Genomic DNA, 18,181 nt, shown 5'->3' on the forward strand with positions numbered 1-18,181 from the left:
AAACGTCCGCCGCAGTGAGGCACCCAGAGCTAAAAAGAACTACTCAAGGTGCGATGAATTCACTCGATGCGCCTTAACCTATATCGCAGGACTCAAACTAAGGAGGCCGTCCACCATGGTCGTCAGCAGTCGGTACTCCCTGCCTGCCCTGATTAGATCAAGCCGGCTGCACCATCTGCCCATAACGCCACCGCACATACCTGCACAATAGATCGGGCGTCATCGCCGTAGCGCGCACGCCGTCACCGGCGAACTCGACCATCGCATTGCCCAGTTCGATCGGCGCACGAGCCTTCGTCCCGACCGGTAGTTCCGACAGTTCGACCGGCATCACGGTGGCGAGGCGACCGGTGGCGGGATGCTCGCCGAGTTGCTGCCGCCACTTTCGATAGTCCACACGCTGCACGTCCAGCTCGTCGATGGCCGCGACCTGTCGGGTCAGTTCGCCGAGCATGAACGATCGTGGGTTGGTGAGGTTGAGGCTACGGCCGCGCATGTCGCCTCGCAGCGACAGGGTCACGATCGCGTCGGCCATGTCGTCCACCGGCAATGAATTGATAGGCGTATCGATGTCCGGCACGCACTCGAGAACGAGGCACGCATCGATGAACAGGCTCCAGGTATCGGTAGGATTGCTGGCGCCGTTCCCGCGGGCGCCCGCGATATGCGTGGGACGATAGACCGTGTACGGGATGCCGCGCTCGCCACCGACGCGCAACAGCCGCTCGGCCACCCACTTGCTTTGCGCGTAGCCCGAAGGAAGGCCACGCCAGTGCTCGGCCAGCTGCGTCTCCTTCACGATGTCCGGTCCGGCGCTCTCGACCGGCGGTATCGTGCTGAGCGTGGATACGTAGTGGATGTGCTTGGGCGTGCCCCGCGCTGCCAGGCGCAGGATCTCCTGGGTGCCCGTCACGTTGGCCGCTTTCAGGCTGGCGTACGTGTGCAACGAATCCACCCACGCCCCGTTATGGTGGATCGTATCGATCATGCCGGCCAGGCGATCGAAACACGCCTCGGTCAGACCGAGCTTCGGCTGCGCGAGATCGCCCGGCACGATCACCACGCGGGCGGGATCGATCCCGGCGATGCCGAACCGCCGGATGGTCGCTGCCAGACGCGACCATCCGTCCGCAGGGTCGATACAACGGACAAGGCAGTGCACCGTCGCCTGCGTCTGCCGTAGCAACGATGCAAGCAGGAATACCCCGAGAAAGCCCGACGCACCCGTGAGCAGGATATGCGCCGGTGGCGCGTGGTCTCGAGGTCGCGCATCGGCACGGATGGCCTCGTCGAGCACGATCTCCCTGTCCAGGTCGAGGACGAGCGACGGCGGGAGCGTATCGGCCGGAGACATCAGTTGCGCCATGTCCGTCAACACCGGACAGCGGAACACATCGCGTACCGCCACCGACATGTCCATGACCTCGTTGATGCGCATGACCAGTTGCACGACCAGCATCGAGTGGCCGCCGAGCTCGAAGAAGTGATCGTGTCGGCCGACGCGCTCGACACCCAGCACCTCGCGCCACAACCTCGCCAGCGTGTTCTCGGCTCCGGCGTGCGGCGGCTCCCAGGCACGCCGGGCGTATGCACCATCGTCCGGCATGGGCAGGGCCTTGCGATCCAGCTTGCCGTGCGCGGTGAGCGGCATCGACCTGAGCACGACGAAAGCCGCAGGGAGCATGTAGTCCGGCAGCCGCACGGCCAGGTGATCGCGCAGGAGGGCAACGTCCGCGTCTCCATCGGCATCCACCACCACGTAGGCCACCAGGCGCTGCTCGCCCGGTCGATCCTCGCGGGCCATCACGACACACTCCCGCACCATGGGATGCATCGCCAGCTGGCTCTCGATCTCGCCCAGTTCGATGCGGAAGCCGCGCAACTTGACCTGATGATCGTTGCGTCCCACGAAGACGAGATTGCCGTCCGCCAGGTAGCGGACAAGGTCGCCGGTGCGGTACATGCGTGCGCCGGGCCGCGCATCGAACGGATCGGGAACGAACCGTTCGGCCGTCAGTACGGGCCGGTCGAGGTAGCCGCGTCCGACCCCTACCCCGCCGATATGCAACTCACCAACGCTGCCACACGGCACCGGCAGACCCTGCTCGTCGAGCACATACAGGCGTGTATTGGCGAGCGGCCTGCCGATCGGCACGCTGGCCGGTGCGCCAGGCTCGTCCGGGGCCAGCCACACCGTGGCGCATACCGTGATTTCGGTTGGGCCGTACGCGTTGGCCATACGGGCATGGCGTTGCCAGGTGGCCACCAGCCCCGGCGCGGATGCGTCACCCACGAAGACGAGCGTGGGTCGATGCGACCAGCGAGGGGTTTCGAGGTGGCCTTGCAGGAAGGCCGGCGGCAGCGAGGCGTGGGTTATGCCGTGGCGCCCAATGAAGGCGAGGAAAGCGGCCGGATTCAGCCGCTCCGCCTGCGTGGGGACATACAGCGCACTGCCCGTGGCGAGGGCCATCACGCTCTCGAAGACGCTGGCATCGAAGCCGGGCGAGGCGAACTGGCTGATCCGGCTGTTTGCGTCCACGCCCAGCCGCTCGCTCAGCGACAGCGCAAGGTTGACCACCGCGTGGTGTTCCACCATGACGCCCTTCGGCTTGCCGGTGGAACCGGAGGTATAGATGACGTACGCGAGCATGCGTGCATCGAAGCCGCCCACGTCGGGGTTGTCGGTTTCCTCGCCGTCCCGGCCGAGCCAGTCCGCCAGATCGAGCGCGTCGCGCGCCGCGAGCGCCGTCGCGCCGAGCGCCGCGCGTCCGGCGGCGTCGTAAAGCAGGAGCCCGGGCGCGGCATCGTCCAGGATATGGTCCAGACGCGCCGAGGCGTACGCCGGGTCGAGCGGCACGTACGCGGCGCCGGTCTTCAGTACGGCGAGGAGCGCGACGAACATGGCCGAACCCTTGCCGACACACAGCGCCACCCGGCCGCCTGGGCGCACGCCCCGCGCGATCAGTTCGTGGGCGAGACCGTTGGCGCGAGCGTTCCACTGTGCGTACGAGAGCGTTTCCGAAGCATCGACCAGTGCGGGCGCGTCCGGTGTGTCGCGCGCCCAGCGCTCCACCAGCTGGTGCATGCCCGTCTGCGCGGGATACGATGCCTCGGTACGGTTCCACTCGTCCAGCAGTTGCCGCCGCTCGGGCACGGCGAGCAACGGGATGGCCGCTATCGTCGCGGCGTCATCGGCCACCATGGCTTCCAGGACGGTATGCAGGTAGCCGGCGTGACGCGCCATGGTGTCGTCGTCGAACAAGGCGGTGGCGTAGTTGAAGCCGCCCTGGATACTGCCGTCCACGTCGCTCAGGATCAGCTCGATATCGAACTTCACCCAGTCGAACGCGGGCAGCGGCTCCACCGCGATGCCGGGCAATGACAACCGACCCTCGTCGTGGCTCTGCCAGGCGAACAGCACCTGGACCAGCGGTGTGCGATCGACGCGCCGGGGCACCTGCGCGATCTCCACCACCTGGTCGAACGGAAGGTCCTGGTGCGCCTGCGCATCCAGCGCGACCTGCCGCACGTGGTCGAGCAGCGAAGCAACGTCGTGTGGGGCGGCGAGGTCGATGCGCAGCGCGAGGGTATTGATGAAGAAGCCGATCAGCGCTTCCAGTTCTTCCCGCCCGCGTCCCGCGGTGGGCGTACCAATCATCACCTCCGACTGACCGGCGAGCCGTGACAGCACCGCGGCCCAGGCGGCCAGCACCACCATGAACAGGGTCGTGCCGTGCTTGTGGGCAACACGTTTGAGTGCACGCGTCAGCGTGGGGTCCAGTGTCAGTGGAAGGAACGCACCGGCGAACGACTGACGTGCTGGACGCGGCCTGTCCGTCGGCAGGGTCAGCAGGGACGGTGCGTCCGCGAGCTGCCGTCGCCAGTACGCGGCTTGCGCCGTGAGGCGGTCCCCGCTCATGCGGTCGCGTTCCCAGAGGGCGTAGTCGGCGTACTGGATCGGCAACGGCGGCAGGAGGCTATTCACGCCGTCCACGCCGGCGACATAGAGGGCGCCGAGTTCGGCGGCGACGATGCCGAGCGACCAGCCGTCGGCCACCAGGTGATGCAGGGTCAGTTGCAGCACATGACGCGACTCGCCCACCCTGACCAGGCTGGCGCGAACCAGGGGGCCGGCGGCGAGGTCGAACGGACGGTTCCTGTCCTCGGCCAGGAAGCGTGTCAACGCGGCCTCGATGTCGGGCCGGTCACGCAGGTCGTCGTGGTGCAGGTCCGGGCCGCGATCCTCATCGAGGACCATGGTGTGTGGTCGCCCGTGCTCGGCGACGAACACGGTGCGCAGGCTCTCATGGCGCGCCAGCAGGCGGCGGAATGCGCTGCGCAGGGCGGCCACGTCGAGGTCACCGTCGAGACGCACCGTCAGTGGGATGTGGTAAGTGGCGCTGTCACCCTCGAGCTGGGCGAGGAACCAGAGCCGTTGCTGGGCGTGTGACAGCGGGGCGCTGTCCCCGCGAGACGCTCGCGGGATGACCTCGAGGCCCGTGTCGCCTATCCTGAGCCGGCTGTCGGCCAGCACGCCGGCCAGCTCGCTGAGTACCGGGTGCGCGAACAGCTCGGCCAGCGGCAACGCCACGCCGAAACGCTGCGACAGGCGACTCAGCAGCCGCACTGCGATCAGCGAGTGGCCGCCCAGCTCGAAGAAGTGATCGTGCCGCCCGACCCGCTCCACGCCGAGCAGGTCCTGCCACAACGCGGCCAGTCCCGCCTCGATCTCGCCTTGCGGCGGCGCATAGACCGAGCGCGCAAACGCCTGCTCGTCGGGTAACGGCAACGCGCGGCGATCCAGCTTGCCGTGCGCGGTCAGGGGAATGGCGGCCAGACGCACGAATGCCGCGGGCACCATGTAGCCCGGCAGCAGGCCGGCGAGGTGCGCATGCAGCGTGGCCGCCAAGCCGTCGTCCTGGCACGGCGCGACGACATAGGCGACCAGTTGCGTCTCGCCACGCGTATCCGCGCGTGCGATCACCGCGCACTCCCGTACCGCCGGATGATCGGCGAGGTGGGCCTCGATATCGCCCAGCTCGATGCGGAAACCGCGGACCTTGACCTGATGGTCATTGCGGCCGAGGCAGACCAGTCGCCCATCCGGCAGGTAACGGGCAAGGTCGCCCGTGCGATACATGCGCGCATCGGGGCGGGTGTCGAACGGATCGCGCACGAACCGCTGGGCGGTCAGTTCGTCGCGATCGAGATACCCGCGCGCGATGCCCACGCCGCCGATGTACAACTCGCCGACGGCACCCAGCGGCACCGGCACGCCCTGGGTATCGAGCACATAGGCGCGGGCGTTGGCGATGGGACGCCCGATGGGTACGTGGCTGGGCGAATCGCCGATCGACCCCGGGCCGAGCGTCTGCGCCGTGACCACATGGGTTTCCGTGGGTCCGTAGTGATTGTGCAGGGCGCACGCCGGCAAGCGCGCGAACAGGCGCTTGATCTGCGGGGTCAGGCGCAACTGCTCGCCGGCCACGGCCACCTCGCGAAGGTCCGGCAGCAGTTCACCGTGGACGGAACCCTCGTCGATCGCCTCGGCCAGCGACTGCAAGGCGATGTACGGCAGGAAGACGCGCTGCACGCGTTGCTCGCGCAACACGTCCACCAGCACCTCGAACTGCAGCCGAACCGCCGCGTCCACCAGGACCAGCGCTCCCCCGAAACAAAGCGTGGCGAAGATCTCCTGGAACGCCACGTCGAAGCCGAGCGCTGCGTATTGCAGGGTACGCGGTGCCGGGGCGCCCGCATGTTCGCTCTGCGTTCGTTGCCAGTGCACCAGGTTGACCAGCGGCCCGTGCGGCATGGCGACGCCTTTCGGCGTGCCCGTGGAGCCGGACGTGTAGATCACGTAGGCGAGGTTGGTATCCGTCGCGCCGGGCAAGGGGTCAAGGTCGTCCGATGCAAGCGCGTCTTCTTCGGGCGGCGCCCTATCGAGGTCGATCGTGCGGTGTGTCGCTAGCGACCGGTCGCCCACTGCGCGTCGCCCCGCCCCGTCGGCAAGCAGCAGCGTCGCGCCCGCTTCATCGAGCACCTGCTGCAACCGTTCCGCGGGGTAGGCGGGATCGAGCGGTACGTAGCAGGCGCCCGCCTTGAGGATGGCCAGCATGGCGGTGACCATGGCGAAGCCGCGCTCGGCGCAGAGCGCGACGCGCTGGTCGGTTCGGCCCTCCGCACCGATGCCCAGCGCACGTAGATGACGCGCCCGGCGGTTCGCCTCCCGGTTCAGCGCGCCATAGGCCAGCCGCGCCTCGCCGTGGATGAGGGCGATCGCGTCCGGCGAGCGTGCCGCCTGCCGTTCGAAGAGTCGGTGGATGCCCTCCTCCCGCGCGACGGATACCTCGGTACGATTCCAGCGTTCGAGCAAGGCCCGTTCGTCGGCACCGGATAATTCGGTGCGGGATAAAGGCAGCGTCGTGTCGGCGGCCATGGCATCCAGCACGGCTCCCAGGTAGCCCACGTGGCGCTCGATCGATGCCTCGTCGAACAACGCCGTGGCATAGCCGAGTCCGCCGACGATGGCGTCTTCGTCCTCGTAGAGATGCAGTTCCAGGTCGTAGCGGATCGCCGCGAGTGACATCTCTGCCTGGCTCACCTCGATGCCCGGCAACGCGAAGCGCCCGCGGTCGTTGCTCTGCCAGGCGATGAGCACCTGGAACAGCGGCGAATGGTCCAGCCGCCGCGACGGACGCGCGAGCTCCACCACCTGCTCGAACGGCAGGTCCTGGTTTTCCTGTGCCGCAAGGATGCGCTGGCGCACCCGGGCGAGCATCCCGGCGGTATCCGGCTCGCCAGACAGGTCGAGGCGCAGGGCCAGCGTGCTGACGAAGAAGCCGATGAGCGGCTCGATCTCGCGCTGCCCGCGGTTGGCAGAGAGCGTTCCGATCACCACGTCATCCTGACCCGAAAGGCGCGCCAGCACGCTCGACCACGCCGCCGTAAGCAGCATGAACAGGCTCACGCCGTGCCGGGCGCACACCTGCCTGAGGCGGCCGGCCACCGTGGCATCGACCCGCAGCGGCACCACCGCACCTGCGAACGACTGGCGCGCCGGGCGCGGTCGATCTGTCGGCAGGTTGAGCAAGTCCGGCGCGCCGGCCAGCGTGTGCCGCCAATAGTCGACCTGGCGTTGCAAGCGCTGGGGAGTCAGCACCGCACGCTGCCAGGCGGCATAGTCGGGATACTGCACCGGCAACGGCGGCAGCGCGTCGTCCTGCCCTTGCGCAAACGCGGTATACAGCGTGCCGATCTCGCGGGCCAGCAGGTGCAGGGACCAGCCATCCGCGACGATGTGGTGCATGCCCAGCAGCAACGTGCAGTCGCGGTCAGCGACACGCACGAGGCAGGCGCGGACCAGCGGCCCGTGTTCGAGGTCGTACGGCGTGCGCGCGTTATCGTCGGTGTATCGGACCAGTGCGCCGTCGGGATCGCTCGTCCCGCGCAGGTCATGTTCGACGAACGGGAACGCGGTATCCGTCGGCAGCAGCGCGGCATGCGGCTCGCCGTCGATCGCACGGAACACGGTGCGCAAGGCCTCATGCCGCGCCAGCAGGCGGTCCAGGCTGCGGTGAAGCAGCGCCCCGTCCACCTCGCCCGTCATGCGTACCACCAGCGACACGTGATAGATCGCGCTGTCACGGTCCAGCTGGTCCATGAACCACAGGCGCTGCTGTGCGTAGGACAGCGGCAGCGTCTCCCCGTGGACGACGGGACGGATGGGCGGCAGGACAGGATGCGCGTCTTCGCGCCCAAGCGCTTCGACGGCCACGGCCAGCTCGGCCACGGTAGGGTGACTGAACAGGGTGGCCAGCGGCAGCACACGATCGAAGGCCCGCGCCATGCGACCGAGCAGGCGAATGGCGACCAGCGAGTGGCCGCCGAGTTCGAAGAAGTGATCGTGACGCCCGATGCGCTCGATGCCCAGCAATTCCCGCCAGAGCGTCGCCAGTTCGGTTTCCACCTCGCCCCGGGGCGCCTCGTAGGGCCGCAGAGCAAATGCCTCGTCGCCGGGTTCGGGCAGCGCCTTGCGATCGAGCTTGCCGTTCGGCGTGAGCGGAAAGGCGTCCAGACGGACGAAGGCGGACGGCAGCATGTAATCGGGCAAGTCGACGGCGAGATGCGCTCGCAACAGTCCGGCGAGCGCGGCATCGTCGGCCTCGCTGCCCCGGGCCACGACATAGGCGACGAGCCGTCGCGCGAGTCCCTCGCCCAGCGCGAGTACGACCGTCTCATGCACCGATGAATGCGTCGCGAGACGGGCCTCGATCTCACCCAGCTCGATGCGATACCCGCGCACCTTGACCTGGTGATCGTTGCGACCCAGGAATTCGATCGCGCCATCCGGCAGATAACGACCCAGGTCGCCCGTGCGGTACATGCGCGCACCGGCACGGTTCGCGAACGGGTCGTCGATGAAACGCTCGGCGGTCAGCGTCGGCCGATGGAGATAGCCTCGCGCCACGCCGCTACCGCCGATGTACAGCTCACCCACGGCCCCCACAGGCACGGGCTTTTGGACGGCGTCGAGCAGATGCACCTGGGCATTCGACACCGGGCGTCCGATCGACGGCACGCGTGGCACCTCGTCCATGCGCAACAGCGTGGCGTTAACGGTCGCCTCGGTGGGCCCGTAGGCATTGAACAGCGTGGGTCGGTGCCCTGCCCTCGCGAACCATGCGGCCACCGCGGAAGGACTGATGGCATCCCCACCCACGCTGACCCGGCGCAAGGTGTCTGGCAGCGGCAGTTCGGGTCGTTCCGTGGGCAGCTGCGCCCAGAACGTGCTGGGAAGGTTGATCCAGGTCAGGCGGTGCTCGGCACAGAAGGCGGCAAACGCCATCGGCGAGGCCAGGCAGGCATCGGTGCGCAACACGAGCGTGGCGCCGGTGACCAGCGCGGGAAAAATCTCCTCCACCGACATGTCGAAGGCCAGCGAAGCGAACTGCAACAGACGGTCGCCGGGCCGCAGGTCGTAGGCACGCTGCAACGCGACGACCTGGTGGGCGACGTGACGGTGCTCGACCATCACCCCCTTGGGTTGCCCGGTGGAGCCCGAGGTATAGATGACGTAAGCCAGGTGCTGCGAGGTCACGCCAGCCACCTCGGGGTTGCTCGCAGGCAGCGTGATCCACGGTGGCGAAGGCAGGTCCAGCCGCAGGTGCGTCGTCGCGTCTACGGAGGCACCCAGTGCACGGCACCCCGTCTCGTCCGTCAGCAGCAGGCGCGGCTGGGCATCGTGCAGCAGATAGGCCAGGCGCTCCGGCGGATACGTCGGATCGATGGGGACGTAAGCACCTCCCGCCTTCAAGACGGCCAACAGGCCCACCACCATCGACACGCTTCGTTCGAGGCACAGCGCGATCCGGTCGTCCGGCTGCACGCCCATCGCCAGGAGATGGTGGGCAAGCCGGTTGGCGCGTCGGTTGAGTTCGGCGTAGGTGAGCGATACATCGCCGTGCACCAGTGCGATGGCATCCGGCTGCCGGTCGACGCAGCGCTCGAACCACGTGTGCAGGCACGTATCGGGGTAAGCGACATCGGTCGCGTTCCAGTCCGCGAACTGCTTCCGTTCGCTCGCGAGCACGACGGGTATCGAGGACAGGGGGGCGTGGGCATCCGCCAGCAACGCCTCCATGAAGACGATGAACCGCTCGCGCAACGTGGCGATCTCACCGTCGTCGAAGTACGCGCGGCCGAAGATGAAGAACATCGTCGACTCGCCCGTCCCCAGGTCGTCACGGACGCACAAACGCAGCGGCGTGCCTTCGTGGTCGTTCGTGCACTTCACGACCCATCCGCGGACCGTGCCGAAGAACAGTTCGGTGCCGCCATGCTCGTAGGAGATGGAAAGGTCGTAGACCTGCGCGCGATGCTCCCGGAAAAGGTCCAGGCCCTCGTTCAGCGCTCCTACTGGAAAACGCTGGTGCCGATAGGCCTGGCGCAACGCCGGCGCGATGGCCTCGAGCAAGGCCACGAACGAACGGCTCGTATCGAATGCCAGGCGCATTGGCAGGACATTGGTGAACATGCCGGCGGTCCGCCGCGCCGCGGCATCCTTGCGGTTCAGGACGGACAGGCCGACAGCCAGTTCGTCACGCTGTTCCAGGCGCAGGAAGAACGCCTGGAACAAGCCGAGAAAGACCTGGAATCTCGTCGATCCATGCGTGGCGACCAGGGCGTCGATCTTCTCGTCCAGATCGCGCGACAGCCGCCACGAACATTCACCGGTCGAAAAAGGCTGACCGACGACCGTGTCGCGATGGCGGGGCGCGAGCAACGGATCGGGCACGTCCGGGTAGGTGCCAAGCCAGTGGTCGCGATCCCTGTCGAACGACGTGGACGCCAGGTAGGCGGCATCGTTGGCTACGAACGCGAGATAGGACGGTGCCTCGGCATCCGGCGCCTCACCGTTCGCCAGCGCGTTGTACAGGCTGGCGACGGACTGGATGATGGTATCGATGCCCCAGCCATCGACGACGATGTGATGCGCGCAGATGAACCACTGGAACCGGCTCTCCGAGAGCTTGAGGAGCGCGCAGCGAAACAATGGCCCATCGAAGAGATCGAATGGCGTGTTGATGCACTCGCGAATCCACGCCCGCGCGTGCTGCTCGGGCGCCTCTCGGTCGGAAACATCCAGCAACGGCAGCGACATCGCAAGTTCTTGCGTTATGACCTGTCCGGGCGTGTCCTCGCCTCTCGAAACCAGACGCAAACGCAGGCAATCGTGCTTACGCACGGCGAGTTGCAGGGCCTGGCGGAAGCGTGCCGCGTCCACGCCGCCGAAGAGGTCGACGTACCCACCGATGTTGTAGGTCGGCGTGCGGCCCTTCATCAGTTGATCGTGATAGATATCCCGTTGCGGGCTCGAAAGCGCATGCACAGCCGCGCCTTCGCATACATGGCGCGATTCAGCCAATGGCATGATGCATTATCCTGCATGGGAAATGCGGAAAATAGTACACAGCCGCGATGGGCCAATTGTGATGGTAGCGGGCATCGCATCGCGCAGCGCCCTCGCACACAGTTGCACCGGTTACGCAAGATTGAACACGTGACAGTGAAGCCGGACAATCGCCGCTGTGTTCCGCAGGCCCTCCCCCCATGAACGAACGTATCGGCACGGAAAGCGATTTTTACCTCAAGGCGTTCCAGGGCATGGACTATGCCGAAAGCATCCTCGCCACGCTCACCTTCGAGGAATGCACGTTCACCCGCTGCACGTTCAGTGATGCAACGTTCGATCACTGCAAGTTCATCGACTGCACGTTCGCAGCCTGCGACCTGAGCAACATCAAGATCAAGGCCAGCAAGTTCCAGGGCGTGACGTTCAACGAATGCAAGGTCATCGGCGTGGACTGGACGCGAGCGGACTGGCCGCGGTACGCCGCGCCGGCCAAGCTCGCTTTCCGCAAGTCGGTGCTGGACTACTCATCGTTCTTCGACCTCGATCTACAGGAGATCGTCATGGAGGAATGCAAAGTCCGCCACGTCGACCTGCGCCAGGGCAACTTCACGCGGGCGAACTTCACCTATTCCGACTTTGCGGAAGCTCTCTTCGGGAAGACGAAGCTGGGGGGTGCGGATTTTTCAGAGTCCACCAATTACGTCATGGACATCCGCGATAACCAGATCAAGGGAGCCAGGTTCACCCGCACGGAAGCGTCCGGGCTGCTGCATGGCCTGGGCATCGAACTGGTGGATTGAAGCGAGCACCGGGCTGGTGAAGCCTGTGCTTCGGCCATGGACACGCTAGGGACGACGGTGCTCGGCGTGTTCGAACTTGAGGATCATGATGGTGAGCAGTGCAATGGACAGCACGGCGATACCTCCGCCGACCAGCCAGGGGTGGGCTGCCCTGTCCACAACCCGCGGCAGCGCGATCATCGTCACCGCATAGATCGCCATGACCAGCCAGCCTTGCCAGCGACGCGGGCCGATACCCCAGCCGATGCGCTTTTTGCCGAACCATCCGTTCGCTTTCATAGAAAACACCATGAATGTCGAGCGATCAATTTACGCCGGTTCACCCGAAAGAAGTTGCGGCAGAGATGAAAGGTCGTTACCACCTGTGGCCCTGGTTCGCGTGCCGCGTTGCGGTGTATGAGGCTTTCCATGAGCCATGGCGTTCCTTGCCGATAACGCGCCAGCAACACCGGCACGGACCGCGACGATAGGAAAGGCTTCCATAGCCTCACCCTATGGATTCGATAGAATCAATCAGCTTCCGAAGCGTCACACCCGCAGCGTACACTCATGAACAGGTCTTCCACAGGTCGCGTCATGCCCTTCCCCCGTCGCGCTTACGTCGCTGTTCCACCTGTTTCCCGCAAGCGGGACAACGACACCCTGGTCGGCCTCTCGGCAGTGACACTGCCCATCATCGTTGTCCCCGTGGCGTATTGTCGCCGAACCTCCGTGCAAGCCTGACGCACCGTAATGCCAGCCATTGGGACCATCCCAAGGAGAGAGAGCGCATGACCAACGAAGCCAAGTGCCCGTTCAACCACACCGCCGGCGGCGGCACCACCAATCGTGACTGGTGGCCGAAACAGCTGCGTGTGGACCTGCTGGCCCAGCATTCGAACAAGTCCAACCCGCTGGGTGGGGACTTCAATTACGCCGAGGCCTTCAACAGCCTCGACCTGTCGGCCGTGAAAGCGGACCTGACCCGCCTGATGACCGATTCGCAGGAATGGTGGCCGGCGGACTTCGGCCATTACGGCGGCCTGTTCGTCCGCATGGCCTGGCACAGCGCGGGCACCTACCGCGTCGGTGACGGCCGTGGCGGCGGTGGCCGCGGGCAGCAGCGCTTCGCCCCGCTGAACAGCTGGCCCGACAACGTCAGCCTGGACAAGGCGCGTCGCCTGCTTTGGCCTATCAAGCAGAAGTACGGCCAGAAGATTTCCTGGGCGGACCTCTACATCCTTACCGGTAACGTCGCCCTGGAGAGTATGGGCTTCAAGACCTTCGGCTTTGCCGGCGGTCGCGAGGATACGTGGGAACCCGACCAGGACGTGTACTGGGGTAACGAGAAAACCTGGCTGGGCGGCGACGTCCGCTACGGCAAGGGCAAGGCCGGTGACGACAACGACGGCGGCGTGCTCGTGGCCGATGCCGAGAAGCACGGCGAGGAACAGAGCCGCACCGATGGCGGTCGCCACCTGGAAAGCCCGCTCAGCGCGGTGCAGATGGGCCTGATCTATGTGAATCCGGAAGGCCCGGACGGCAACCCGGACCCGGTCGCCTCGGCGCACGACATCCGCGAGACGTTTGGACGCATGGCGATGAACGACGAAGAGACCGTCGCGCTGATCGCCGGTGGACACACCTTCGGCAAGACGCACGGTGCCGGTCCCGCCGACAACGTCGGTGACGAGCCGGAAGCCGCGGACATTGCGAACCAGGGCTTCGGCTGGAAGAGCAGCTTCGGCAGCGGCAAGGGTGCCGACACCATCACCAGCGGCCTCGAAGTCACCTGGACCAGCACCCCGACTCAGTGGGGTAACGGTTTCTTCGAGAACCTGTTCGGCCACGAGTGGGAACTGACCAAGAGCCCCGCCGGCGCTCACCAGTGGGTCGCCAAGGACGCCGAAGAGACCATTCCTCACGCCTACGATCCGTCGAAGAAGCTGCGCCCGACGATGCTGACGACCGACCTCGCCCTGCGCATGGATCCGGCCTATGAAAAGATCTCGCGCCGTTTCCTCGAGAACCCGGACCAGTTCGCCGACGCGTTCGCCCGCGCGTGGTTCAAGCTGACCCATCGCGATATGGGCCCGCGTGCCCGTTACCTTGGTCCCGAAGTGCCCGCCGAGGTGCTCGACTGGCAGGATCCGATCCCCGCGGTCGATCACGCTCCGGTCGGCGAAGCCGATATTGCGTCGCTGAAGGAAAAGATCCTGGCGTCGGGCCTGTCGGTGGCCGAACTCGTGACCACCGCCTGGGCGTCCGCGTCCACGTTCCGCGGCTCCGATAAGCGTGGTGGCGCCAATGGCGCACGTATCCGTCTCGCGCCGCAGAAGGACTGGGAGGCGAACCAGCCCGAGCAGCTGGCAAAGGTGCTGGCTGTGCTGGAAGGTATCCGCAGTGACTTCGAGAGCACGGGTAAGAAGGTCTCGGTGGCCGACCTGATCGTGCTGACGGGCAATGCAGGCGTCGAAAAGGCCGCGCGTGACGCCGGCCATGCGGTCGACGTGCCGTTCGCACCGGGTCGTGGCGATGCCACACAGGCGCAGACCGATGTGGAATCGGTCAACGCGCTGGAACCGAAGGCCGATGGTTTCCGCAACTACCTCAAGCGCAAGTGGAACGTGCCGGCGGAAGCGCTGCTGATCGACAAGGCGCAACTGCTGACCCTGACCGCTCCCGAGATGACCGTGCTGGTCGGTGGCTTGCGCGTACTGGGCGTGCGCACCGGCAACGATACGCATGGCCAGTTCACGCAGAACCCGGGCACGCTGACCAACGACTTCTTCCGCAACCTGCTCGACATGGGCACGGAATGGCGGGCGATGTCGTCGGCGCAGGACATCTTCGAAGGTGTCGATCGCAAGTCGGGCGAGCGCAAGTTCACCGGTACGCGTGTCGACCTGATCTTCGGCTCGCATGCGCAGTTACGTGCCATCGCCGAGGTCTACGCCACCGAGGATGCCCAGGAGAAGTTCGTGCACGACTTCGTCGCCGCGTGGACGAAGGTGATGAACCTGGATCGGTTCGACCTGAAGAAGTAACCGATCAGATTCTTGTTTGTTGCAACACGAAGCCCGCCGCGATGCTTGTCCGGCGGGCTTCTTTTTTGCGTGCTGCCCACCGCGCTCATCGTTTCAGCCGCTCCCAGGAAGATCCGACCCGTAACGCCGCAGCGAAACGGTCAACTCATCCGCATAGTCCATTTGCGGTGACGGCGGTAGCGAGGTTCGTTACGGCCCTGGCGGGAGCGCACGCGACGCCGCGAACAGGTAGGCGCGACACATCACGGGCAACTGCGCACGCAGCATCGCCATCGACGGCGGCGACGCGTCGGTTTCCAGCACGGCACGCACGGTGCCCACCAGCAGGGTGCGCAACGCAAAGGTCACGGTAGGCAGGTCATCGAATGTCGCATCGCGGGCACTGGCCAATACGCGTGCCAGGGCGTTGTCCACGCGCCGCGAGATATCGCCAACCAGGTCGGCCGTATCGAGCTCCGCAGCCACAGCGTAAAGCGCCCGCGACCCGGGCATGTGACGCAGTTTGGCCTCCAGATAGGCATGGACCAAGCCGTCGGCGATCGAACTCAGGGATCCACCCTCGTGGTGGATGCACGCCTCTTCCAGGGCCACGACCACTTCCTCCAGATAGAGATCGAGCAAGGCGTATAGCAGCGCCTGCTTGTGCGGGAAGTACTGGTACATCGTGCCGACGGACACCCCGGCCCGCTCGGCCACGCGCGTGGTGGTCAGGCGCACGAGGCCCTCGGTCAGCAGAACCTGAAACGTGGCTTCGAAAATCGCCGCAACGGTGGCAGCCGACCGGGCCTGACGCGGCGTTTTGCGGGGCTTCAAGGGGTCGGCAGGGATCACGGACATATGCGAATTCAAAAACCGAAGGATGGTTCATATATTAAACCCATACCCTCCCTGCCGCATCACCAAGGAACGCCATGACCAACACCGACCGTCGTATCTCCCTCATTACCGGCGCCAACAAGGGCATCGGCTTCGAAGTCGCCCGTCAACTCGGCAAGGCGGGTCATCGTGTCCTGCTCGGCGCACGCGATGCATCACGCGGCAACGAGGCCGTGAAAACACTGCAGGCTGAAGGCATCGACGTGCGTTACATCGCCGTCGACCTGACCGACCCCGCGTCGCTGACGGCAGCGGCCGCCGATATCGAAGCCAACGAAGGCCACCTCGACGTGCTGGTCAACAACGCGGGGATATCGTTGCAGGGCGACGGTCTGCCCGGAGCCGCCGACCTGGCAGTCGTGCGGCAGATCTTCGATACCAACTTCTTCGGCGCCGTCGCCGTGACGCAGGCGCTGCTGCCGCTGCTGAAAAAATCGAGGTCGGGTCGTATCGTCAACGTGTCCAGCGGCCTGGGCTCCATCACGCTCAACAACGATCCGACCTGGGAATACGCCGCGGTCAAACTGCTCGGTTACAACGGATCGAAGGCGGCCATGAACATGTTCACCGTGCTGCTTGCTGCCGAACTGAAGGAGCACGGCATCAAAGTCAACGCGGCCAATCCCGGTTACACCGCCACCGACCTCAACGGTCACAGCGGCCCGCAGACCATCCCCGAAGGAGCCGCCGAGACCGTTCGCCTCGCCCTGCTCCCGGACGAAGGCCCGACCGGTGGATTCTCCGCCACGGAAGGTACCGATCCCTGGTGACAGCCCTTATGGCCAGTAGCCAGTGAGATAAAGCCTGACAAGAAGTGTCGATCCGCGCCTCTCGTTGACGCCATCGCAATTTGCGATATTATGGAACCCAAGCTCACGGAAGAGTGCGATGTGCGTCATCACGAATCGGCGCCTTGTCGAATTCGCCCTTCTCCATACCGATGCCGGAATCCCGCTGCAGGGCAGTGCTCACGCACAGCCAGTACGACGAAGGAAAATGGAAATGAAAGCAAGAACTTCATTGGCTTTCGTCACGGAGGGCTGGGAGGCCTTCCAGAAGCTTTCCGGTCTGCGCCACATCGAAAACAGTGCCGATTACGACGAACTGGTGGTACTGGCCGACATGCTCGTCGATGCGGGTGCAATGCAAGCGACACACCCGTGCCACTCCCTGTTCCAGGTGATTGCCGATCTCATCTACGCCTACGACCAGCGCCACTATCTCCAGGCGGAGGTGCATGGCGTCGATCTTCTGCGGTTCCTCATGGAACAGCACGATCTTCGACAGAGCCAACTGCCGGAAATCGGAACACAGAGCGTGGTTTCCGAGATTCTGGCGGGAAAGCGCGAGCTGACCGTCAACCACATCCGTGCGCTGGCCAAGCGCTTCGCCCTCAGCCCCGCCGCCTTCTTCTGATCAGCCGGCAGACCCGCCGCCGCTGAACATCTCGACCAGGCTGGCAGGTGCGCGCTCGCCGAAACATACCTCGAGCAGTTCCTGCGCATCTGCCGCGGCCAGTGCGCTGCGTCTGAACAGCGTTTCCTCATAGGTGGCGAGTGCCGCGTCGATGTCGCCTGGCTGCGCGACCAGCGCCTGTGCCAGTTCGGCGCCATCCCACATCGCCAGGTTGGCGCCCTCGCCCGAAGGCAACATGAGGTGGGCCGCGTCGCCGAGCAACGTCACGCCCGGCAGTCGTTTCCAGCGGTGTTCGGATGGCAGGGCGTGGAGGCGTCGGATCACCGGCGGCGTTTCGCCGTCGGTGATCAGTGACTTCAATCCTGCGTCCCAGCCTTCGAACTCCGCCGCAACCTGCGCCATCGTCCGGGCCGGCTCGTCTGCATCGATGCGTGACATCCACGCCTCGGAACGACGCAGGGCCACATAGGTGTGCAGGACACCCTCCGGCTCGCGATGCGCAAGGATGCCCTTGCCGGGTGCGACGGCGAACAGCGCTCCACCGCCGACGGCCGCCGCGCTGGGCGCGTGGCGACGGTCGACATCGTGCAGCCATGTCTCCACGTACGACATCCCGGTATAGATCGGTACGGCATCGGACAGCAGCGGACGAACCTTCGACCACGCTCCATCGGCACCCACGAGCAGATCGGCGGTGAAAGTCGAGCCGTCGGCGAAACGCAAGTCATGCCGACCATCACCCAACGCGGCGACCTGCGTGAGTTTCCTACCCCACTGGATGGCATCGGGCGGAAGCGACTCGATCAGGATGCGTCGTAGCGCCCCGCGCGGCACCTCCGGTCGATCGCCGGAACCATCGTCCTCGTCCGCGAAAAGCAGTGCGCCGTCATGGCCGAGTACCCGGCTCGCCTGGCCGCCGGGGTGCACGATGTCGAGGAATTGCTCGTAAAGTCCGGCGGCTTTGAGCGCCAGCTGCCCATTCTCGCCGTGGATGTCCAGCATGCCGCCCTGGGCGCGTGCGGTAGCGGAGGCTTCGGCTTCGAAGACCGTCGCGGCAACGCCGTGGACGTGGAGGACGCGTGCCAGGGTCAGGCCGCCAAGACCGGCACCCACGATGGCGATGGAAGGAGGCATGGAACGCTCCGAAC

At 65.7% G+C, this 18,181-nt stretch carries 8 protein-coding genes; 4 read left to right on the forward strand and 4 right to left on the reverse strand.

All coding sequences use genetic code 11. The features are described 5' to 3' along the window. Positions 1 to 157: 157 nt before the first annotated feature. Positions 158 to 10,933 (reverse strand): non-ribosomal peptide synthetase, encoded by a 10,776-nt coding sequence (locus ACVKN3_RS03570; RefSeq protein ID WP_354515852.1) that lies wholly within the window; start codon positions 10,931 to 10,933, stop codon positions 158 to 160. 179 nt (positions 10,934 to 11,112) lie between these two features. Between ACVKN3_RS03570 and ACVKN3_RS03575 the strand changes: the two genes are divergently transcribed. Further along, positions 11,113 to 11,715, forward strand: a complete 603-nt coding sequence (locus ACVKN3_RS03575) for a pentapeptide repeat-containing protein (RefSeq protein ID WP_285407062.1) — start codon at positions 11,113 to 11,115, stop codon at positions 11,713 to 11,715. Positions 11,716 to 11,760: 45 nt separating this feature from the next. Here the strand turns inward: ACVKN3_RS03575 and ACVKN3_RS03580 are convergent, their stop codons facing one another. Further along, positions 11,761 to 11,994, reverse strand: a complete 234-nt coding sequence (locus tag ACVKN3_RS03580; RefSeq protein ID WP_354515850.1) for a hypothetical protein — start codon at positions 11,992 to 11,994, stop codon at positions 11,761 to 11,763. A gap of 491 nt (positions 11,995 to 12,485) precedes the next feature. On the opposite strand from ACVKN3_RS03580, the gene katG reads away from it, so the two are divergent. Further along, on the forward strand, positions 12,486 to 14,741 hold the full coding sequence (gene katG / locus ACVKN3_RS03585; protein ID WP_354515848.1) for a catalase/peroxidase HPI: 2,256 nt from the start codon (positions 12,486 to 12,488) through the stop codon (positions 14,739 to 14,741). Positions 14,742 to 14,930: 189 nt separating this feature from the next. Here the strand turns inward: katG and ACVKN3_RS03590 are convergent, their stop codons facing one another. After that, a complete protein-coding gene (locus ACVKN3_RS03590; protein ID WP_354515846.1) occupies positions 14,931 to 15,578 on the reverse strand; it encodes a TetR/AcrR family transcriptional regulator in 648 nt (215 codons plus the stop codon). 74 nt (positions 15,579 to 15,652) lie between these two features. Between ACVKN3_RS03590 and ACVKN3_RS03595 the strand changes: the two genes are divergently transcribed. Together ACVKN3_RS03595 and ACVKN3_RS03600 are read left to right on the forward strand one after the other, a co-directional pair. Next, positions 15,653 to 16,387, forward strand: a complete 735-nt coding sequence (locus ACVKN3_RS03595) for an SDR family oxidoreductase (protein WP_354515844.1) — start codon at positions 15,653 to 15,655, stop codon at positions 16,385 to 16,387. A gap of 118 nt (positions 16,388 to 16,505) precedes the next feature. After that, positions 16,506 to 17,033 carry a helix-turn-helix domain-containing protein gene (locus ACVKN3_RS03600; RefSeq protein WP_354515842.1) on the forward strand — a complete coding sequence of 176 codons (528 nt, stop codon included), beginning with the start codon at positions 16,506 to 16,508 and terminating at the stop codon, positions 17,031 to 17,033. On the opposite strand, the gene ACVKN3_RS03605 is transcribed toward ACVKN3_RS03600, so the two are convergent. Beyond that, positions 17,034 to 18,167 carry an FAD-dependent oxidoreductase gene (locus ACVKN3_RS03605; protein ID WP_354515840.1) on the reverse strand — a complete coding sequence of 378 codons (1,134 nt, stop codon included), beginning with the start codon at positions 18,165 to 18,167 and terminating at the stop codon, positions 17,034 to 17,036. Between the last annotated feature and the right edge of the window lie 14 nt (positions 18,168 to 18,181).

It is taken from the genome of Luteibacter sp. PvP120 (assembly GCF_054055715.1).